The organism is Bacillus cereus group sp. BfR-BA-01430, from assembly GCF_022663115.1.
In the GTDB taxonomy this organism is placed as follows: Bacteria; Bacillota; Bacilli; order Bacillales; family Bacillaceae_G; genus Bacillus_A; species Bacillus_A cereus_BD.
The window spans coordinates 207,710-228,836 of record NZ_JAKUEW010000005.1 but is presented as its reverse complement, the minus strand read 5'-3'; the positions used below and the strand labels follow the sequence as shown (position 1 = coordinate 228,836).

The following is a 21,127-nucleotide window of genomic DNA, read 5'->3' as shown; positions in this document are numbered from 1 at the left end:
AGGTTAGGGGTTCGACTCCTCTCGGGCGCGCCATTAACGGGAAGTGGCTCAGCTTGGTAGAGCACCTGGTTTGGGACCAGGGGGTCGCAGGTTCAAATCCTGTCTTCCCGATACTTAAAAAACATGGGGCCTTAGCTCAGCTGGGAGAGCGCCTGCCTTGCACGCAGGAGGTCAGCGGTTCGATCCCGCTAGGCTCCACTTTATATGATTTTTATGGCGGTGTAGCTCAGCTGGCTAGAGCGTACGGTTCATACCCGTGAGGTCGGGGGTTCGATCCCCTCCGCCGCTACCATAAAGGACCTTTAGCTCAGCTGGTTAGAGCAGACGGCTCATAACCGTCCGGTCGTAGGTTCGAGTCCTACAAGGTCCACCATTTAAAGTAAATTATATGGAGGTATACCCAAGTCTGGCTGAAGGGATCGGTCTTGAAAACCGACAGGCGGCGAGAGTCGCGCGGGGGTTCGAATCCCTCTACCTCCTCCATTTTAATATCATATATCATCGCGGGGTGGAGCAGTCTGGTAGCTCGTCGGGCTCATAACCCGAAGGTCGCAGGTTCAAATCCTGTCCCCGCAACCAAGGTCCCGTGGTGTAGTGGTTAACATGCCTGCCTGTCACGCAGGAGATCGCCGGTTCGACCCCGGTCGGGACCGCCATTATATAAAGGCTCGGTAGCTCAGTCGGTAGAGCAGAGGACTGAAAATCCTCGTGTCGGCGGTTCGATTCCGTCCCGAGCCACCATTTTGAAATAGCAAGCCGGCTTAGCTCAATTGGTAGAGCAACTGACTTGTAATCAGTAGGTTGGGGGTTCAAGTCCTCTAGCCGGCACCATTTTCAAAATGAGCCATTAGCTCAGTTGGTAGAGCATCTGACTTTTAATCAGAGGGTCGAAGGTTCGAGTCCTTCATGGCTCACCATTTACAATTTTATGCGGGTGTAGTTTAGTGGTAAAACAAGAGCCTTCCAAGCTCTGGTCGAGAGTTCGATTCTCTTCACCCGCTTTTTCTTCTGTGGGCCTATAGCTCAGCTGGTTAGAGCGCACGCCTGATAAGCGTGAGGTCGATGGTTCGAGTCCATTTAGGCCCACCATTATTCCGCAGTAGCTCAGTGGTAGAGCTATCGGCTGTTAACCGATCGGTCGTAGGTTCGAGTCCTACCTGCGGAGCCATTATATAGAGAAGTACCCAAGAGGCTCAAGGGGCTCCCCTGCTAAGGGAGTAGGTCGCTAACGCGGCGCGAGGGTTCGAATCCCTTCTTCTCTGCCAGAAATTTGGCCCGTTGGTCAAGTGGTTAAGACACCGCCCTTTCACGGCGGTAACACGGGTTCGAATCCCGTACGGGTCATATTTAAAGAGATAGCAATTATGCTATCTCTTTTTTCATGTTTCTGAAATGCCATTAGCGACCAGTAGTAAAAATATAATAATGGATAATAGTATAAAACATATACTATTTAATATAATACTGAAGATCATGATGCTAAGTTTTTTGCTCTTAACTCCTAATATGAAAGCGATAATAAATCCAGCATCGATTATAGAAAATAAAATAATTAAAGTCCATAAATTTACATTTGGTACTAATCTTGTTGTGGAAAATATTAGAAATGTAGCGGTGATTAAAGAAATACTCCAAAGAATAGGAATAGCTATTTTTTTGCTCTCTCGCGAATCCCTCATTATTTCACCTCATTTTTATTATATCAGATCTAATATGGAAGAAAGTGCAGTTTCTTTTTTGTTTGTAGATAATTGAAAGTGGGTGTTCCATAAAGAACATAAGCCTTCATTTCCATGTCATAGTAGAGGAAGGTATCGAGATATTGCAAGCAAATAGAAAAAGAAGTATATGTATATACTAATTGTTTTTTTACAATTAACAGGAAGATTGAAAAATGAAATTGATTTCATAGGTAATAGTATAATTTTCTACTATGTGTGAAAAAGTTCACAAATAGGTCATAATTTGTGAATGATTTCACAAATACTTATGCTACAATATGAGTGTAAGGAAGTTAAACAACATTAAATTAGTACTTTAATTAATTAGTTAAACAACAATAATAAATGTTAATCATAGAGAGGGGAATTCACAATGAAAAAAGGTATTAATCGTGTAGTATTAGTAGGAACAGGAGCTGTAGGTTGTAGTTACGCTTATTCCATGATTAACCAAGGTGTAGCTGAAGAATTCGTACTTGTAGATGTGAATGAAGCAAAGGCAGAAGGAGAAGCGATGGACTTAAGCCATGCGGTACCATTTGCTCCATCACCAACAAAGGTTTGGAAAGGTAGCTATGAAGATTGTAAGGATGCTGACATTGTTTGTATCACAGCTGGATTACCACAAAAACCAGGTGAAACTCGTTTAGATTTAGTGGAGAAAAATGCAAAAATCTTTAAGCAGATTGTTCGTAGTATTATGGATACTGGTTTTGATGGTATTTTCTTAATCGCAACTAACCCAGTTGATATTTTAACTTATGTAACTTGGAAAGAATCTGGATTACCAAAAGAGCGTGTAATTGGTTCTGGTACAACTCTTGACTCTGCTCGTTTCCGCTACATGTTAGGCGATTACTTCGATGTGGACCCACGCAATGTTCATGCATATATCATTGGGGAACACGGTGATACTGAACTTCCAGTTTGGAGCCATGCGACAGTAGGCGTTCAAAAGATTAAAAAAATTATGGCTGATAACAAAGAGAAATATTGCCAAAAAGATTTAGAAGATATCTTTGTCAATGTTCGTGATGCTGCTTATCATATCATCGAGCGTAAAGGCGCAACTTACTACGGAATCGGTATGTCACTACTTCGTGTAACGAAAGCAATTTTAAACAACGAGAACAGCGTATTAACTGTATCTGCATACCTTGAAGGCCAATACGGTGAGAAAGATGCTTATGTAGGTGTTCCAGCTATTATTAATCGTCAAGGTGTACGTGAAATTGTTGAGCTTGAGCTGAATGAAGAAGAAAAAGCAAAATTCGCTCATTCTGTAAAAGTATTAAAAGAAACAATGGCACCAGTATTATAAGATAGTTCATAAATGATTTAGAAGCGGGGGACTGCTTCCGGCTTCTAAATTTTCATATAAATTCCTTTTCTAGTTCTCATTGTATATCCCTAAAATATACCCCCTTTTTGCTGGAGAAGGATGAAAAAGAGTCCGCCCAAAAGTATAACTTTTGGGCGGACTCTTTTTTGAGTGGTAGCCAAGTAACGAAAATTGTTGAAATTGCCGATATATCATGGTCATTTTTTCTCTCAATTATTATGAAAAAACGGATATTTATTTCAAAAGGAACAAGGATATTTCAGTTATGTAGCGAATGTTGAAGGTATTGAAAAATTCTGTCATCTTAGTGAGGTGAACATATTGCGTGTCATACATTGTTTAGAAGAAAGTTTAGAACAATTTCATACAGAGAAAAGTTATGAGAGTTATAAAATATTTGGAGCACATCTCGCAGCAGAAAATGGAGTGCAAGGTGTACGTTTTACTGTATGGGCTCCTCATGCTAAAAATGTAAGTGTTGTTGGAGATTTTAATGAATGGAATGAAAAGCAACATGGAATGCAAAAAGTGACAGAAGCGGGGATTTGGTCGCTATTTATTCCTCAAATAGAAAAAAAAGAAATATATAAATATGCTATTGAGACCGTCAATAGTGAAGTGATTCTGAAAGCAGATCCCTATGCAACATATGCAGAAGTAAGACCAAATACGGCATCTGTTATTTTTGATATAGAGGGATACGAATGGAATGATAAAAATTGGTTTCGTAAAAAGAAAAAAAAATCAATTTATAAAGAAGCAATGGCAATTTATGAATTGCATTTTGGATCATGGAAAAAGAAAGAAGATGGTTCTTTATACTCATATCGTGAAATGGCAGAGGAATTGATTCCTTATATGGTAAATCATCATTTTACTCATATTGAGATTATGCCGCTTGTTGAACATCCGTATGATCGGTCATGGGGATATCAAGGGACGGGATACTATGCAGTGACAAGTCGTTTTGGCATGCCGCATGATTTTATGTATTTTGTCGATGAATGTCATAAATATGGAATCGGTGTCATTTTAGATTGGGTACCGGGACATTTTTGCAAAGATGCTCATGGCTTATATTTATTCGATGGAAGACCAACCTATGAATATAGAGACTTAGACGTACAAGAAAATCGTGTTTGGGGAACGGTAAACTTTGATTTAGGAAAGCGAGAGGTAAGGAATTTTTTAATTTCAAATGCACTATTTTGGATGAAATATTATCATATCGATGGTTTTCGTGTTGATGCAGTTGCGAATATGCTGTATTGGGAGAAAGAGGGAAAAACACAGAGTAATGAATATGCAGTTTCTTTTTTGCGTGAATTAAATGAAGCAATATTTGCAGAAGATGGGGAATTTCTTATGACTGCTGAAGATTCAACAGCTTGGCCCCTTGTAACTGCTCCAACTTATGAAGGGGGATTAGGATTTAATTATAAGTGGAATATGGGGTGGATGAATGATGTTTTGAAATATATGGAGTGTGCCCCAGAGTATCGAAAATATATTCATGAAAAAATGACATTTTCTTTATTATATGCTTACTCAGAAAATTTTATTTTACCTCTTTCGCATGATGAGGTCGTTCATGGAAAGAAATCATTGTTGAACAAAATGCCAGGGAACTATTGGGAGAAGTTTGCACAGCTTCGCTTATTATATGGATATTTTTTTACACATCCAGGAAAGAAATTATTGTTTATGGGAGGCGAATTTGGTCAATTTGATGAGTGGAAAGATCTTGAAGATTTAGATTGGAATTTACATGAATTTGAAATGCATCGTAATATGCATGATTACTTTAAAGAACTCATAGCATTGTATAAGCGTTCTAAACCACTTTGGCAGCTCGATTATTCCCGTGAAGGCTTCCAATGGATTGATGCTGATAATAAAGAGCAAAGTATTTTCTCGTTTATTCGGAAAGGAGATAGAGAAGATGATGTTCTAATTGTGATATGTAATTTTACTAACATTGTGTATGAAAAGTATAAGGTTGGCGTACCAGAGTTTCAATATTATAACGAGATTTTAAATAGTGATGCGATAGCATACGGTGGTTCAGGAAGAATAAACAAAAAGCGTTTAAAAAGCATTTCAGAGCCATATCATAATCAAACTGCTCATGTAGAAATTACCATTCCACCATTTGGCGTATCCATTTTAAGACCAGTGAAAACGAGAAAGGGGAGCAAAAAACAAGATGGTAAAAAAGCAGAATTGCGTAGCAATGCTACTAGCAGGAGGAAAAGGTAGTCGTTTAAGTGCATTAACAAAAAACTTAGCAAAGCCAGCTGTTCCTTTTGGTGGTAAGTACAGAATTATTGACTTTACATTAAGTAATTGCTCCAACTCTGGAATTGAAACAGTGGGGATTTTGACGCAATATCAACCATTAGAGCTACACAATTATATAGGGATTGGAAATGCATGGGACTTAGACCGAGTGAATGGCGGAGTAACGGTTTTGCCTCCGTACGCAGAATCATCTGGGGTGAAATGGTATACGGGCACAGCGAGTGCCATTTATCAAAATTTGAATTTCTTACGGCAATATAATCCTGAATATGTTTTGATTTTATCAGGGGATCATATTTATAAGATGGATTATAGCAAAATGCTAGATTACCATATTGCGAAAGAAGCGGATGTTTCGATTTCTGTTATTGAAGTGCCATGGGATGAAGCGAGTCGTTTCGGTATTATGAATACAAACGAGGAGATGGAAATTGTGGAGTTTGAAGAAAAACCACAATTTCCGAGAAGTAATTTAGCTTCAATGGGCATTTATATTTTTAATTGGGCCATTTTAAAAGAATATTTAGAGATGGACGCACGAAACCCGGACTCTAGTAATGATTTTGGAAAAGACGTACTGCCACTTTTATTGGAGGAAGGGAAAAAATTAATTGCGTATCCATTTCAAGGATATTGGAAGGATGTTGGTACAGTAAAGAGCCTATGGGAAGCAAATATGGACTTACTTCGTGATGAGTCTTTATTACAGTTAAATGATCATGAATGGCGCGTATATTCTGTTAACCCAAATGAACCACCGCAGTTCATTTCTGAGACAGCCGAAGTAGAAGAATCATTGATTAATGAAGGGTGTGTGATTGAGGGGATAGTGAGGCATTCTGTGCTTTTTCAAGGTGTAACAGTAGACGAAGGAAGCAAAGTAATCGATTCAGTTGTTATGCCTGGGGCTCATATCGGTAAAAATGTTGTCATTGAAAAAGCAATTGTTGGGCCCGGTATGGTCATTGAAGATGGAGAGGTGATTCGATCAGAGAAAAATATCGATGATGTTGTATTGATTGCAGAAGGAATATAGATAAGGGGGATGAGATGGATGGGAGAAACAATGTTAGGAATTATTAATGCAACAGGAAGCTTTCCTTCTTTAAGGAACGTGACAGGGCATCGTTCGCTTGCAGCATTACCGTTTGGAGGACGTTATCGTCTGATTGATTTTATGCTTTCTAATATGGTTAATTCCCATATCCATAGTGTAGCGATTTTTACAAGTCATAAAAATCGTTCCTTAATGGATCATCTCGGATCAGGGAAACAATGGGATTTAGATAGAAAACGTGACGGCTTATTTTTATTTCCCCCGAATTGCCAATGTGATCAAGAGGAATTTGGATCTTTTGCACATTTTCGGAGACATATTGATTATTTTTTACGCAGTAGACAAGAATATGTGGTGATTACAAATAGTCATCTTGTTACGTCTTTCAATTTTCAAGCAGTGTTAGAGAGGCATATACATATAGGGGCAGATATTACTGAAGTATGCCACGAAGGTATTTCTTTGCAAACTTACGTGCTGAAGAAACAGTTATTAGTAGATTTATTTGAGACATATAAAGATAAAGAACATTATAGTTTATTTGATGTAGTGAAAGAGAAACGAGGAAAATCATTATATATCGCTACATATGAGCATACTGGGTATGTCGCGATAATTGATTCAATTGAAAGTTATTATAAACATAGTTTAGAAATTTTGCAGCCTGCTATTTGGAAACAATTATTCACAAAGGAAGCTCCAATCTTTACTAAGGTAAAAGATGAACCGCCAACACGTTATTTAAAGGGAGCGAAAGTGAAAAATACAATGATTGCAAATGGCAGCATGATTGAAGGAGAAATTGCGAATAGTGTCGTATTTCGTTCTGTAAAGATTGGAAAAGGTTCAATCATTCGTAATAGTATTATTATGCAAAAGAGTCAAATTGGAGATAACTGTATATTAGATGGGGTTATTATTGATAAGGATGTTAAAATCGATGATGGTGTAGTACTGACAGGGGCGTCTGATTCTCCGCTTGTTGTAGAGAAGGGACAAATAAGAAGTCAAACAATGAAGAGCTATTCGTAAATATTCTAGCAAGTAAATCCCTATGAAATAGGGATTTACTTGCTCATAAAGAATGGAATGAAAATGTGAAGGGAGGAAGCTGCTAGAAGGGCGGAATAAATATACGCTTTTTGGCAGTGGATAATACGTGAATATTTTATTTGCAGTATCAGAATGTGTACCGTTTATTAAATCGGGAGGATTAGCAGATGTTGCAGGTGCGCTCCCAAAAGAATTAAAGAAGCTTGGAGTAAATGTTCGGATTATGCTTCCAAATTATAGTCTTATCCCTGCAAACTTACGAGAATCTTTCAAACTTCATAAAGTTATCAATGTGCCGCTTGGGTGGCGAAATCAATATTGCGGTATTTTAAAAGGGGAACAAGACGGGATTACGTATTATTTAATCGACAACGAATACTATTTTAAAAGAGATTCTCTCTATGGTCATTACGATGATGGAGAGCGGTTTTCTTTCTTTTCAAAAGCTGTATTAGAAAGTATTCCATATCTTGATTTTGAAGTGGATCTTATTCATAGTCATGATTGGCATACTGCGATGGTCAATTTCTTACTGTATGAAAAGTATAGAGATAACCCGTTATATGAAAAAATCAAAACAGTGTATACCATCCATAACTTACAATTCCAAGGGGTGTTTCCGCGGGAAGTGATCCATGATTTATTAGAGCTTGGTGATGAATATTTCAATAGTGAACAGCTAGAGTTTTATGGGAATATTAATTTTATGAAAGGCGGCATTATTGCAACGGACCATATTACAGCAGTTAGTCCAACATATAAGGAAGAGATTCAATATGAATTTTTTGGTGAAAAGTTAGATGGTTTATTGCGTAAATACAATGATAAATTGAGTGGCATTGTAAATGGAATTGATACGAGTGTATATAATCCACGTCTAGATCCTTATATTACAGCCACCTATGATGTGGATACATTATATGCCAAACAGGAAAATAAATGGGCATTACAGCGTTATTTCGGTTTGCCAGAAAAAGAGGATACACCGATTATTTCAATGGTAACGCGGCTGACAAAGCAAAAAGGCCTTGATTTAGTACGCGCTGTTTTTCAAGAAATCATGAAAGAAGATGTGCAGTGCATTATTTTAGGATCAGGAGACTTAGAATACGAGCAATTTTTTGAGTGGATGGCGTATGAATATCCAGAAAAGGTAAAGGTGTACATCGGATTTAATGAAGAATTAGCACATCAAGTATATGCAGGCAGTGATTTATTTTTAATGCCTTCGTTATTCGAACCATGTGGGCTTGGACAACTTATTGCATTAGCATATGGTGTCATTCCAATTGTGCGGGAGACAGGGGGATTAAATGATACTGTCAAGTCGTATCATGTGGAGACGAAATCTGGGAATGGTTTCACGTTTACAAACTTTAACGCACATGACATGTTGTATACAGTGAGGCGTGCACTGAGGTATTACGAGGATCAAGCAGTATGGAATCAGCTTGTTAAGCAAGCGATGACAGAAGACCATAGCTGGAAAACATCAGCTCTTGCCTATAAGGATTTATATAATCGTTTGCTGAAACTTTCTTAGGTGGTGAAAACATGTTTACTCATGTAGAAAGCTTTAAGGCAGCTTTTTTAGAAAAACTAGAAACGATGTACGGAAAAAGTTTTAAAGATTCTACAAGTCGAGATCAATATCATACACTTGGTCACATGGTACGTGAGTATATGAATCAGCAATGGATTGCGACGAATGAAAAATATCGAGCAGCAAATCAAAAGCAAGTGTACTATTTGTCTATTGAATTTCTTTTGGGACGCTTACTTGGAAGTAATATACTTAATCTAGGCATCCGTAATATATGTGAACAAGGACTTAAGGAACTTGGGATTTCATTAAAGGAGTTAGAAGAAAGTGAAGCAGATGCAGGGTTAGGAAATGGAGGATTAGGACGCCTTGCCGCTTGTTTTCTTGATTCATTAGCATCGTTAAATCTTCCAGGACATGGATGTGGCATCAGGTATAAGCATGGTTTATTTGATCAAAAAATTGTCGATGGTTACCAAGTGGAATTACCAGAACAATGGCTTCTTCATGAGAATGTATGGGAAGTAAGAAGGTATGATCAAGCAGTAGAAGTGAGTTATTTTGGACATGTAGAGCCGATAGAACAAAATGGTCGTCTCGAGTTTCGGCATACAGGTGCTGAAGTAATTATGGCTGTTCCTTATGATGTTCCGGTTGTAGGATATGAAACAGATACAGTAAATACACTGCGGCTTTGGAATGCAGAGCCAGTTCCGTTTCCGCAACATTGTAAAGATGTTTTAAAGTATAAGCGTGATACTGAGGTTGTCTCAGAATTTTTATATCCCGATGATACTCATGATGAGGGGAAAATATTGCGTTTGAAACAGCAATATTTTTTAGTATCCGCCAGTTTACAAAACATTATTCGCATGCATAGGGAACGCAATGGAACGCTGCAGAATTTACATGAAAAAATTGCAATTCATATTAATGACACGCATCCAGTTTTAGCAATTCCAGAGCTTATGCGTATACTGCTAGATGAGGAAAAGCTTTCTTGGGAAGAGGCATGGTATATTACAACGCATACTATTTCTTATACGAATCACACGACATTATCAGAGGCACTTGAGAAATGGCCTGTCCATATTTTTAAGCCACTATTACCACGGATTTATATGATTATTGCAGAAATTAATGAGCGTTTTTGTCACGAACTTTGGGAGCGATATCCATATGAATGGAAGCGGATTGAAAATATGGCGATTATTGCGCATGATCTTGTCAAGATGGCTCATTTAGCGATTGTCGGAAGTTATAGTATAAACGGTGTAGCTAAACTTCATACGGAAATTTTAAAAAGGCGTGAAATGCGTTTGTTTTATGAGTTTTACCCGGATAAGTTTAATAATAAGACAAATGGGATTACACATCGGCGCTGGCTTATGAAAGCAAATCCAGAGCTGACTACCCTTATTTCAGAAGCGATTGGAACAGGATGGAAAAAAGAACCGGTTCGGTTAGAAGCATTACAAAGCTTTAAAAATAATACTGTTTTTCAAGAAAAATTACATGCAGTTAAGCAGCAGCGTAAAAATATTTTGGCAGAACGTATTCAAAATAAAATGGGGATTCCTGTTGATCCATATTCTATTTTTGATGTGCAAGTGAAACGATTACATGCATATAAAAGGCAGCTTTTAAACGTTTTACATATTTTATATCTATATAATCGTTTAAAGGAAGATTCTGGTTTTTCATTTTATCCGCGTACATTTATATTTGGAGCAAAAGCATCACCAGGTTATTACTATGCAAAAAAGATTATTAAATTAATAAATGAACTTGCTAGAAAAGTAAATGATGATCCTTATGTTAGTCGATATATGAAAGTTATTTTTCTAGAAAACTATCGAGTTTCCTTAGCAGAAGACATATTTCCAGCAGCAGATGTAAGTGAACAAATTTCTACGGCGAGTAAAGAAGCATCAGGAACAGGGAATATGAAGTTTATGATGAATGGTGCGATTACAATCGGAACGTTAGATGGTGCCAATATTGAGATAAGAGATCGTGTTGGTGATGAGGCGTGCTTTATTTTTGGGTTAACAGCAGAAGAGGTGCTTCATTATTACCAAAATGGTGGATATCGTGCGAACGATTATTATCATCATAACATGCATATTAAAAAGGTAGTCGATCAGTTAACAAATGGTTTCTTTGCAAAAGCTGGAGCAGAATTCGAAGTGATTTACGACTCTCTCATCATCCAAAATGATGAATATTTTGTTCTTCGTGATTTTAGCCCGTATGCTGAAAGACAAGAAGATGTTGGAAAAGCGTATGAAAATAGAAGAAAATGGCTTGAAATGTCGATTATGAATATTGCACAATCAGGGCATTTTGCAAGTGACCGTACCATTTTACAGTATAGTAAGGAGATTTGGGGAATAGGGGATAAAGTAACGCAATCATAAGAAGTATATGATACTTGTACTTTACTATTTGAGTACACTTTAATCGTTTGATTCGTTCTTATAAATGATAAATAAAACCAGCTTTAGAGTTACAAAGCTGGTTTTGTGTTGTTTACTATAGAATATAATATACCAGTACCACTATATTCCTCTGTAGCAAAATATGAGAATGTAAAGAAACCTGTAACAACAAAAATGACGATTAGAAAAAGTGCAAAGAAATATTTAACCATGCGTGATCCCCTCATCCAAAAGTAGTTACATATATTATTATAATATACTGAGCTATCATTTCCAATTATCACCTGGTTAAAAATGAGAAGTCAGACAAGTTTTGTATGTTGTAATAGAGTGGTTATTTGTAATGGATTTTGTATTTTTAGTAAATGTCATATTGTGATGAACGTGTGTATATTCCCAATCTTGTTCATTAAAATGTACTTTTCGTGGGGGAAGAAGAGGGACTACATCAAATAAATTTACGAATCGAAAGCTGCTAGCGACTTGTAATTTATAGTAGTTGCGAAAGGTCATATCACCAATTTTTGGTGAGGCAAAGCTATAGAGACCGTACTGGGAAAAAGCAGTGTTCATGCGTGCGTCTAATATGTGTAGTGTAGCAAGTGCTGCTCCTAGGCTATGCCCTGTAGCGAGAAGTTTTTTATGTGCCGGTAAGGAAACAAGCATATCCATAATCGTGTCGCGGCAAGATTCATAAGTAGTCAAGAAACCATGATGAACATGGCCACTATTTAGCGCATATGGATATGGTTTTTGGTGGACAAGTGAGTCTGTAATCCAATCTGTTTCTGTTTGTGTCCCTCGGAATGCCACGATAATCGTATCTTCAGACTCTATTATAAAGCCGAACCATTCTGTCGTTTGAAGCGCTTTTGCTTGAATGCCTTGTACATATTGAAACCCGTCAGGTATTTTGAAAATCCCATTATATTTATATTGCTCATATGCTAGCTCACAGCAAGAGGCTAGCAATATAGCAGTATCTTTGTCGAAGGATAAAGGAGCTCGCATGTAAGAAGCCCTCCTTAAGAAGAAGTATAATTCAATATATGAGAGGGAGAAGGAAATCATTCTTTGCGTGCTTTAAGATAAAGTGAAACTTTCATCAGTAGGGTTTTCTTCGTCCCTACTGATGATCAGGCTGTTACTGCCTAAAATAGCGGGATAAAAACAAATGAAGCAATGTGTTGACTAATTAACAAATTTTTTGTTTCGCAGCTACTAAAAAAAATAGAAGAAGAGCCCGTCCAAAAGTTATACTTTTGGCGGGCTCCTATGTTTACTCTTTTCCATCTAAAAGTCGACCTAATCCACCTAAAACGCTACCTTCACCGCTGCTTTGAGCCGCAGGGCTTGCAATTCGTCCTGCTAAGCGGCTAAGTGTTAAAGATTGAATCCAAACTGTTCCTGGGCCTTCTAGCGTTGCGAAGAATAGACCTTCTCCACCAAATAGTGCTGTTTTTACGTTACCAACAAATTCAATATCATAATGAATATCTTTTGTCATTGCAACAAGGCAACCTGTATCAATACGTAATCTTTCACCAGGCTGTAACTCTCGCTTATAGATTGTCCCCCCTGCATGCATGAAAGCTAGGCCATCACCTTCAAGTTTTTGCATGATGAAACCTTCGCCACCGAAGAAACCGCTTCCTAGTTTTTTTGTAAATTCAATTCCAATGGAAACGCCTTTCGCTGCACAAAGAAACGCATCTTTTTGACAAATTATTTTCCCTTGATATTCTGTTAAATCGACAGGGATGATTTTTCCGGGATATGGTGCAGCAAATGATACGTGACGCTTACCATGACCAGTATTGGTGAACACAGTCATGAACATGCTTTCACCTGTAATAAGACGTTTACCAGCGCCCATTAGTTTGTCGAATAGACCGTGAGAAGGGCCGGAACCATCACCGAAAATTGTTTCCATTTCAATGTGATCTTCCATCATCATCATTGCGCCAGCTTCTGCAATGACGCTTTCTTTTGGATCTAATTCAATTTCTACAAACTGCATATCATCGCCGTATAGTTTATACTCAATTTCATGAGCTCTCATTTTTTTCACCTCATATGTAATGGATAGTATTATTGGACAAAAAAATAAGTCGATAATAAAATAAATATTTTGTAAATTTATAGAAAATATACACTTGCACGGAGTAATGTGCTGCGGAATGTATAAAAAAGTTTGAGAATGAAAGTGTTGTCATTTGACGTTTTCGGTATAGCGTGATATAGTGAAATCACTATTGAGCTACATAATGTGGTACGGAAATAAAGCACGTGGAATTCTAGCTTTACGCTTGTTATGCATTCATGTCCTTTATATCCACCTTTTCATGTGGATTCATAGTTTCATTTTTAATTAGGAGGTACATGAACATGCAAACTGGTAAAGTTAAATGGTTTAACAGCGAAAAAGGTTTCGGTTTTATCGAAGTTGAAGGTGGAGACGATGTATTCGTTCACTTCTCAGCGATCCAAGGCGAAGGCTTCAAAACTTTAGAAGAAGGTCAAGAAGTATCTTTCGAAATCGTTGAAGGTAACCGTGGACCACAAGCTGCTAACGTTACAAAAAACTAATTAGCTAGCGAAGAAAAGCATTCCGACTTTCGGAATGCTTTTTTAATTATTCTTTAGAGCTCGATTCATTAACAGATAATTCACCTTTAAAAGTACGCTCTTCAAAATCATCCAGCATCTGTTCATATTCTTCATGTTCTTCTGTCGCAAAAACTTGTGGGTTTTTTCCATATATATCCGTCCCGATAAAGTTTTCGAAATCCTCGACATATCCGACGTGTTCTTCGCCATTGATGTACATTTCATTATAGTTTTTGGAATCGCGTCTTTCTAAATCAGCAGGTGTTTCTGATGTTCCATAATTGGCGACATCTTGCCAAGCATCTTCCGCGTCGTATTGGACAGAACGATCTTTGTCGTGTCTACTAAATGATGGTTTTAGAATTTCTTCTTCAACTGGCCGCGTTCTTGTATTGAATTGATTTGTTGTGTGCTCGATGCATGTTGTGGCAGTAGGCATTGCTTCTAGCCTTTCAAGCGGAATAGATTCGCCCGAGACTTCGCAAATACCATATGTGCCTGCTTCGATTTTTTCTAGAGCATGATTTGTATCTTGGAGCTGTTTGTTCCAAAATTCAATGAGTCCAAAATCTTTTTCACGTTCATACAATTCTGTTGCCATATCCCCTGGATGATTATCATAAGCGGATAGTTCGCCAACTGATTCCCGCTCAGAAGCGCGATCTTCATTTTCATGATTTTGCAACGTCTGTTCTAATTCTTGTTTTTGCTTTTCTAATATGCCTCTAAAATGATTGATTTGTTGTGGAGTTAACATCGTATCCACCTTCCTACAATTCGGTTTCCTTATGTAGTATGAGCCTTGCATGTAGGAATTATGAGGTGGATTTTTATGTTGAAATTTGTCGGTTGGTCGATAAGTCGTGTCGAATCGCCGATAAGAGGTAGTGAACCGCCGATAAATAAAAAATGAGCCGCATAAGCAGCTCATTTTTTATAAGAAATATCCAAGTAGCAATCCGATCCCCATTAAGAAGCCGAAAATTGTATTTGTTTTCGCTGTTGCTACCATTGCCGGTACCATTTCCATTGGGATGCTCTTTCCAATAAAGCCTTTTGTTGCTTGAAATGCTTTCGGGGCACTTAAGAATACAATGAGCATCCATGGAGATACGATTCCAACGATGATCAGTGCAACTGTCCAAATGTAAGAAACGATAAACATCGAAGCGAGAACACCAATTGCTTTTTCACGTCCTACGATAATTGCTAATGTGTTACGACCGTTTTCTTTATCTCCGTCTAAATCGCGAATATTGTTTGAAAGTAAAATAGCACCAATTAATATCGCATTTGGGATAGATAAGAGAACAACTTCTGATGTTACAGTCCCAGTTTGAATAAAGAATGAAATTCCAATAATAATAACGCCCATAAATAATCCAGCTGTTAATTCCCCAAATGGTGTGTACGCAATTGGAAGTGGGCCTCCTGTATAAAGGTAGGCAACAACCATACAAATAAGACCGATTGCAGCAAGCCACCAGCTAGAATTCATACAAATATAAACGCCTAATAGAATGGAAATACCAAAAAATCCAAAGGCTAAGTTCAATACCGTTTTTGGTTTAATACCGTCGCGGACAATTGCTCCACCAATCCCAACTGAACCTTCATGATCCAAACCTCTTTTGTAATCAAAGTATTCATTAAACATGTTTGTTGCTGCTTGAATGAGAAGACAAGCAAGAAGCATGATAAAGAAAAGAGGAAGGTGTATTTGATTTATACCGCCGACTTGCATTGCATAAGCTGTTCCGATAAAAACAGGAACAAACGCAGCAGTTAATGTATGAGGACGTAATAAACTCCACCAAATGCGCCAACCTGTCTGTTTGTTTGGTTTTGGCGCCATAGGAGAGGAATTCGTTTCGACTTTCATTTCCATGTTGATTCCTCCTTGGTCACATAATATACACACTTAAGTGTAGAAAAAAGCATCATATAGTGTCAACGTTTATTTTTTAGGAAGAGAAGACGAATTTCTCAGAAATGCTAATCGTTGACATGACTTTCGTTTGAGGTGTATCTTAAAATCAAGCGTATTTATGACTATTTTTCGCCCATAGGGGGGAGACTTTGTGATTCAAACAAAACAAAAAGACTTGCAAGAAGTACTCGCTACAGCAATTGAAAAGAGTACAGATGAACAAACATTGGTTAGTTTTGTAAAACAAATAGATTGGATAGATCCGTTGCTGTTTTATGTGGCAGGAAAAAGGATTGCATCCGAGCATAGATGTTATTTTGCAGATCCAGCAGAGCGCGTTATATTTGCGGGGATTGGTTCTGTTTTCACTATAGCAAATTCTTCAAATGAACGCTTTCAAGATGCTCGTCAGCAGTGGAACAGAGTACAAGAGAAGGCGGTTATTCAAAGAGAAGCGTATGAATTTGGGACAGGTCCGCTTTTATTTGGCGGTTTTTCATTTGATCCAGAAAAGGAACAAACGGAACTTTGGAAGGAATTTAAAGATACAACATTTTCATTACCAGCCTTTTTATTAACAGTAAAAAATGAAAAAGCATGGCTTACGATAAATACTTTTGTTTCGGCTAAAGATTCTGCGGATAAGAAATATGAAGAAATTTCTTCTTTCGAGGAAAGAATTTTACAAGAAAGTGAATATCCGCTTGAAGAATCGCGATTAGTGGTTGCTTCTAAAGTGGAAGTAGACCCGCAAGGATGGATGCATGCAATTGAAAAAGTGCAAGAGGAAATGCGAAAAGGAAACGTACAGAAAGTTGTATTAGCGCGAGAACTTAAATTAGAAATGGACCAACAAATTGATTCTGCTCGCGTGCTAGAAGCACTTCGTATTGGGCAGCCGGATTGCTATGTATTTTCTTTTGATTATAAAGGAGCGTGCTTCTTAGGAGCGACACCGGAACGATTAATCCGTAAAGAAGGGAATAAGTTTACTTCTATGTGCCTTGCTGGATCAATCGGACAGGGGAGTTCTATAGAAGAGAGTGAAAAAAATGGCGAAATGCTCCTTCATGATGAAAAGAATTTAGTGGAGCATGGTTATGTAGTAAATATGATCCGCAATGTATTACAGGAACATTGCGAAGTTGTTAATATTCCAGAGAGTCCAGGATTGTTAACAACGAAAAATTTAATTCATTTATATACGCCTGTTGAAGCGGAGGGGGATGCTTCCCTTTTAACATTGGTAGAAGAATTACATCCAACGCCAGCTCTTGGTGGCACACCTCGTCACGTAGCGATGAAATTAATTCGTGATGTCGAACTGTTAGATAGAGGGTTGTACGGGGCGCCAATCGGCTGGATGGATGAGCAAGGGAACGGAGAATTTGCAGTGGCATTGCGCTGTGGATTATTAAATGGTGAAAAGGCATCCTTATTTGCAGGCTGTGGCATTGTAATGGTTTCTGTCCCACAGCTGGAATATGAAGAGACAAGTTTGAAGTTTAGACCGATGCTTGGTGCTTTGGAGGAATTGATGAAATGAATAATCATATAGAAGCATTATCATATTATTTAGGCGCGTTTGTTGACGAACTAGCGCGTCTAAATGTATGTGATGTTGTCATTAGTCCAGGTTCGCGATCAACACCGCTAGCCTTATTAATGGAGCAGCATGAACAAATAAAAACGTATTTACATGTAGATGAACGGTCCGCTGCCTTTTTCGCGCTCGGTATGGCGAAAGCGAAAAAACAGCCTGTAGCGATATTATGTACGTCGGGAACAGCTGCAGCGAATTATTATCCAGCTGTTTGTGAAGCATATCATGCAAGAGTACCCTTACTCGTTTTAACTGCAGATAGACCGCATGAATTGAGAGGTGTAGGAGCACCGCAGGCAATGAATCAATTTAATTTATACGGTTCGTTTGTGAAACAATTTATGGAAATGGCACTTCCAGAGGCAAGAGATCCAATGTATCAATATGTTCGCATGGCAGCTGGACGTGCTGTGGCAAGTGCATCTTTTGCACCAATGGGACCTGTCCATATGAATTTCCCACTTCGCGAACCTCTCATTCCAGACTTTTCATTAGATGGATTGTGGGAACGAGGACGCGGAGAATATATGAATAGGGCTCAACAAGGAAGCATGACGCTAACGAGTGAATATATCCGTTCTCTGATCAAGCGCCTTTCACATATAGAAAAGGGGCTTATTGTTTGTGGAGACGATAGTCACCCAGAGCTTGTGGAAGTGATTGCGGAGTTTGCGGAGAAAACAGGATACCCAGTTTTAGCGGACCCACTTTCAAATCTTCGGACTGGAAGCCATGATCAAACAATGATTATCGATTGCTATGACACCTTTTTGCGAAATGAATTGTTAAAAGATACGTGGAAGCCAGATATCATCATCCGTTTTGGTGGTATGCCTGTATCAAAAGCATTAACGCAATATATAAAAAAACAAGAGTCTGCTGTTCATATTATTGTAGATGAATCTGGAACTTGGCGAGACCCAGCTTTAATGGCAACAGAAGTTGTTTGTGCAAGCGATGTGGCATTTTGCAAAGCGATGATAGAACCTATGCAAAAACGAGAACAGAATGATTGGTTCAAAAAATGGAAACATATAAACGATAAAACAAAGGAAACACTTCGTGAAGTTGAAACATATGAAACTGCTTTTGAAGGAAAAGTGATTACAGATATTGTTCGTGTATTGCCAGAAGGTACAACATTATTTGCAAGTAACAGTATGCCAATTCGTGATACCGATACATTTTTATTTACAAACGATAAAAAAATTCATGTGATGGCAAATCGTGGTGTGAATGGTATTGATGGAATTATTTCCACAGCATTAGGGGCAAGCACTGTTTGTGAACCGCTTGTATTAGTGATTGGTGACTTATCATTTTACCACGATTTAAATGGTCTTTTAGCAGCGAAATTACATGATTTAAATATAACTATTGTTGTTGTGAATAATGATGGTGGTGGCATTTTTTCATTTTTACCACAATATGAGTCAAAAGAGCATTTTGAATCGCTATTTGGAACACCGCTTGGCCTTGATTATGAGCATGTTGTAAAAATGTATGGTGGTTCATTTGTTCGCGTAAGTGGCTGGGAAGCATTTCGTGAGGAAGTACAAAAAGGAACAATAGAAAGAGGATTACATGTTGTGGAAATTTGTACGAATCGAGAAGAAAACTTACAGTTGCATCGTAAATTGTGGGCAAAATCCGCAATAGAAGTCAAAGACATGTTGCAAGGTGACGCGGAATGAAAGTAATGCTAGAAGGTGTGGCGTATGAATATGAAGTAGCTGGAAGTGGAGAGCCATTATTGCTCCTTCATGGTTTTACAGGAAGCATGGAAACGTGGCGTTCATTTCTTCCTTCATGGAGCAAACAATTTCAAGTGATTACTGTTGATATTGTAGGACATGGGAAAACGGAAAGCCCTGAAAACCTAGTTCATTATGACATTCAAAATGTGGCGGTGCAGATGATAAAGTTGCTCGATTACTTGCAAATTGAAAAGGCACATATACTTGGATATTCAATGGGCGGAAGACTTGCCATTACAATGTCGTGTTTGTATCCGGAGCGCGTCAAATCGCTTATATTAGAAAACTGTACAGCTGGACTTGAAACAGAGGCGGACAGAAAAGCGCGCCGTATGAAGGATGAACAATTGGCAGAGAGAATTGAATTAGATGGAATCGAAGCCTTTGTAAATCATTGGGAAAACATACCTTTATTTGAAACGCAAAAAATATTGCCACAATGTATAAAGCAGGCAGTAAGAAAAGAGCGGCTCCTAAATCATCCGAGGGGGCTTGCGAATAGTTTAAGAGGTATGGGGACAGGCGCTCAGCCTTCTTGGTGGAATGAACTGGTAGGACTGAAGATGCCTGTTCTGTTACTAAGTGGAGAATATGACAAAAAGTTTTTTTGGATCTTAAAAAATATGCAAAAACGCATCCAAAACGCGAAATTTGTCAAAATTGATAAAGCAGGTCATGCAATTCATGTGGAACAACCGCAAAAGTTTGGTACAATAGTAGAGGGATTTCTAAAAACCATACAGTGATGCTTTCTTTTTTTAGAGAAAGTTGAACTTATAAAGTGGCTAATATAATCATTAGCATAATAAAAAGGAGGTAAGAGTAATGGCTATCGAATGGATAAAAGAAGGCAATTACGAAGATATTATTTATTCCACATACAATGGTATCGCAAAGATTTCGATTAATCGCCCTGAAGTACATAACGCATTCCGTCCTGAAACGGTAATGGAGTTAATCGATGCTTTTGCACATGCGCGTGATGATGAAAATGTCGGCGTTATCATTTTAACTGGTGAAGGTGGACGTGCATTCTGTTCTGGCGGCGACCAAAAAGTTCGCGGTCATGGTGGATATGTAGGAGGAGACAAAATCCCTCGCTTAAACGTATTAGATTTACAACGTTTAATCCGTGCAATTCCGAAACCAGTTATTGCAATGGTAGCAGGTTATGCAATTGGTGGTGGACACGTACTTCATATCGTATGTGACTTAACAATTGCAGCAGACAACGCAGTATTTGGACAAACTGGTCCAAAAGTAGGAAGCTTTGATGGTGGATACGGTGCTGGTTATTTAGCTCGCATGGTAGGTCATAAGAAAGCTCGTGAAATTTGGTACCTATGTCGCCAATATAATGCACAAGAAGCGCTTGATATGGGCTTAATTAATACAGTTGTACCATTAGATCAATTAGAAGAAGAAACAGTAAAATGGGCAGAAGAAATTTTAGAAAAGAGCCCAATGGCATTACGTTTCTTAAAAGCTGCATTCAACGCAGACACAGATGGCCTAGCTGGTATTCAACAACTAGCGGGAGACGCAACGTTATTGTATTACACAACTGACGAAGCAAAAGAAGGTCGCGACGCGTTCAAAGAAAAACGCCGTCCAGACTTCGGTCAATTCCCTCGTTTCCCTTGATCAAAAGCGGAGCCGACTGTTTATTCCTGACGGCTAAGATTCTTTCGCGCAGCAAGTGATTGTTACTTTCTCATGCGGAAGCAGCTCGTTCAGAACAAGAGACTTGATACACATCAAGTCTCTTT

At 38.3% G+C, this 21,127-nt stretch carries 17 protein-coding genes and 15 tRNA genes; 27 read left to right on the top strand and 5 right to left on the bottom strand.

Annotated features, from left to right (window positions below; all coding sequences use genetic code 11):
• The first annotated feature begins 37 nt into the window (after nt 1-37).
• From MR058_RS12375 to MR058_RS12270, 22 genes are all read left to right on the top strand, one after another.
• Nucleotides 38-111 (top strand) — tRNA-Pro (locus MR058_RS12375).
• A 14-nt stretch (nt 112-125) separates the two neighbouring features.
• Nucleotides 126-198: transfer RNA gene (locus MR058_RS12370), tRNA-Ala, on the top strand.
• Between the two features lie 17 nt (nt 199-215).
• Nucleotides 216-292 (top strand) — tRNA-Met (locus MR058_RS12365).
• 4 nt (nt 293-296) lie between these two features.
• A tRNA-Ile gene (locus MR058_RS12360) sits at nt 297-373 on the top strand.
• 17 nt (nt 374-390) lie between these two features.
• Nucleotides 391-483 (top strand) — tRNA-Ser (locus MR058_RS12355).
• 19 nt (nt 484-502) lie between these two features.
• Nucleotides 503-579 (top strand) — tRNA-Met (locus MR058_RS12350).
• Between the two features lies 1 nt (nt 580).
• A tRNA-Asp gene (locus tag MR058_RS12345) sits at nt 581-656 on the top strand.
• Nucleotides 657-665: 9 nt separating this feature from the next.
• Nucleotides 666-741: transfer RNA gene (locus MR058_RS12340), tRNA-Phe, on the top strand.
• A 14-nt stretch (nt 742-755) separates the two neighbouring features.
• Nucleotides 756-831 (top strand) — tRNA-Thr (locus MR058_RS12335).
• Nucleotides 832-841: 10 nt separating this feature from the next.
• Nucleotides 842-917 (top strand) — tRNA-Lys (locus tag MR058_RS12330).
• Between the two features lie 13 nt (nt 918-930).
• Nucleotides 931-1,001 (top strand) — tRNA-Gly (locus tag MR058_RS12325).
• 11 nt (nt 1,002-1,012) lie between these two features.
• Nucleotides 1,013-1,089: transfer RNA gene (locus MR058_RS12320), tRNA-Ile, on the top strand.
• A 4-nt stretch (nt 1,090-1,093) separates the two neighbouring features.
• Nucleotides 1,094-1,168 (top strand) — tRNA-Asn (locus MR058_RS12315).
• 6 nt (nt 1,169-1,174) lie between these two features.
• Nucleotides 1,175-1,265: transfer RNA gene (locus tag MR058_RS12310), tRNA-Ser, on the top strand.
• 7 nt (nt 1,266-1,272) lie between these two features.
• Nucleotides 1,273-1,344, top strand: a tRNA-Glu gene (locus MR058_RS12305).
• A 48-nt stretch (nt 1,345-1,392) separates the two neighbouring features.
• Nucleotides 1,393-1,755, top strand: a complete 363-nt coding sequence (locus tag MR058_RS12300) for a hypothetical protein (protein ID WP_242144291.1) — start codon at nt 1,393-1,395, stop codon at nt 1,753-1,755.
• Between the two features lie 339 nt (nt 1,756-2,094).
• Complete coding sequence (locus tag MR058_RS12295) at nt 2,095-3,042, top strand: L-lactate dehydrogenase (RefSeq protein ID WP_242144290.1); 948 nt, start codon at nt 2,095-2,097, stop codon at nt 3,040-3,042.
• 342 nt (nt 3,043-3,384) lie between these two features.
• Nucleotides 3,385-5,322: a 1,4-alpha-glucan branching protein GlgB gene (gene glgB / locus MR058_RS12290; RefSeq protein ID WP_242144289.1), complete on the top strand. Its 1,938-nt coding sequence runs from the start codon at nt 3,385-3,387 to the stop codon at nt 5,320-5,322.
• A complete protein-coding gene (locus tag MR058_RS12285; protein WP_242144288.1) occupies nt 5,270-6,400 on the top strand; it encodes a glucose-1-phosphate adenylyltransferase in 1,131 nt (376 codons plus the stop codon). Before glgB ends, MR058_RS12285 begins: the two co-directional genes overlap by 53 nt.
• Before the next feature lie 18 nt (nt 6,401-6,418).
• Nucleotides 6,419-7,453, top strand: coding sequence for a GlgC family sugar phosphate nucleotidyltransferase (locus MR058_RS12280; protein ID WP_242144287.1), 1,035 nt, complete (start codon nt 6,419-6,421; stop codon nt 7,451-7,453).
• 127 nt (nt 7,454-7,580) lie between these two features.
• Nucleotides 7,581-9,017 (top strand): glycogen synthase GlgA, encoded by a 1,437-nt coding sequence (glgA, locus tag MR058_RS12275; RefSeq protein ID WP_242144286.1) that lies wholly within the window; start codon nt 7,581-7,583, stop codon nt 9,015-9,017.
• 11 nt (nt 9,018-9,028) lie between these two features.
• Nucleotides 9,029-11,437, top strand: a complete 2,409-nt coding sequence (locus MR058_RS12270; RefSeq protein ID WP_242144285.1) for a glycogen/starch/alpha-glucan phosphorylase — start codon at nt 9,029-9,031, stop codon at nt 11,435-11,437.
• An 89-nt stretch (nt 11,438-11,526) separates the two neighbouring features.
• Here the strand turns inward: MR058_RS12270 and MR058_RS12265 are convergent, their stop codons facing one another.
• The 3 genes from MR058_RS12265 to MR058_RS12255 all read right to left on the bottom strand — a co-directional run bounded on the left by MR058_RS12265 (nt 11,527) and on the right by MR058_RS12255 (nt 13,520).
• Nucleotides 11,527-11,670 (bottom strand): hypothetical protein, encoded by a 144-nt coding sequence (locus tag MR058_RS12265; protein ID WP_242144284.1) that lies wholly within the window; start codon nt 11,668-11,670, stop codon nt 11,527-11,529.
• 76 nt (nt 11,671-11,746) lie between these two features.
• Nucleotides 11,747-12,469: a lipase family protein gene (locus MR058_RS12260; protein ID WP_242144283.1), complete on the bottom strand. Its 723-nt coding sequence runs from the start codon at nt 12,467-12,469 to the stop codon at nt 11,747-11,749.
• Nucleotides 12,470-12,737: 268 nt separating this feature from the next.
• Nucleotides 12,738-13,520, bottom strand: a complete 783-nt coding sequence (locus MR058_RS12255) for a TIGR00266 family protein (protein WP_242144282.1) — start codon at nt 13,518-13,520, stop codon at nt 12,738-12,740.
• A 326-nt stretch (nt 13,521-13,846) separates the two neighbouring features.
• Here MR058_RS12255 and cspD point away from each other — a divergent pair, with 326 nt between their 5' ends.
• Nucleotides 13,847-14,047: a cold-shock protein CspD gene (gene cspD / locus MR058_RS12250; RefSeq protein WP_242144281.1), complete on the top strand. Its 201-nt coding sequence runs from the start codon at nt 13,847-13,849 to the stop codon at nt 14,045-14,047.
• A gap of 46 nt (nt 14,048-14,093) precedes the next feature.
• On the opposite strand, the gene MR058_RS12245 is transcribed toward cspD, so the two are convergent.
• Nucleotides 14,094-14,825, bottom strand: a complete 732-nt coding sequence (locus tag MR058_RS12245) for a yteA family sporulation protein (protein WP_242144280.1) — start codon at nt 14,823-14,825, stop codon at nt 14,094-14,096.
• 177 nt (nt 14,826-15,002) lie between these two features.
• Nucleotides 15,003-15,956: a 1,4-dihydroxy-2-naphthoate polyprenyltransferase gene (locus tag MR058_RS12240; RefSeq protein ID WP_242144279.1), complete on the bottom strand. Its 954-nt coding sequence runs from the start codon at nt 15,954-15,956 to the stop codon at nt 15,003-15,005.
• Nucleotides 15,957-16,149: 193 nt separating this feature from the next.
• Here MR058_RS12240 and MR058_RS12235 point away from each other — a divergent pair, with 193 nt between their 5' ends.
• The 4 genes from MR058_RS12235 to menB all read left to right on the top strand — a co-directional run bounded on the left by MR058_RS12235 (nt 16,150) and on the right by menB (nt 21,002).
• Nucleotides 16,150-17,544 carry an isochorismate synthase gene (locus MR058_RS12235; RefSeq protein WP_242144278.1) on the top strand — a complete coding sequence of 465 codons (1,395 nt, stop codon included), beginning with the start codon at nt 16,150-16,152 and terminating at the stop codon, nt 17,542-17,544.
• Nucleotides 17,541-19,295 (top strand): 2-succinyl-5-enolpyruvyl-6-hydroxy-3-cyclohexene-1-carboxylic-acid synthase, encoded by a 1,755-nt coding sequence (gene menD, locus MR058_RS12230; RefSeq protein ID WP_242144277.1) that lies wholly within the window; start codon nt 17,541-17,543, stop codon nt 19,293-19,295. Before MR058_RS12235 ends, menD begins: the two co-directional genes overlap by 4 nt.
• Nucleotides 19,292-20,104 carry a 2-succinyl-6-hydroxy-2,4-cyclohexadiene-1-carboxylate synthase gene (menH, locus tag MR058_RS12225; RefSeq protein ID WP_242144276.1) on the top strand — a complete coding sequence of 271 codons (813 nt, stop codon included), beginning with the start codon at nt 19,292-19,294 and terminating at the stop codon, nt 20,102-20,104. The genes menD and menH overlap by 4 nt, the downstream gene beginning before the upstream one ends.
• 79 nt (nt 20,105-20,183) lie before the next feature.
• Nucleotides 20,184-21,002, top strand: a complete 819-nt coding sequence (gene menB / locus MR058_RS12220; protein WP_242144275.1) for a 1,4-dihydroxy-2-naphthoyl-CoA synthase — start codon at nt 20,184-20,186, stop codon at nt 21,000-21,002.
• The last annotated feature ends 125 nt before the right edge of the window (nt 21,003-21,127 follow it).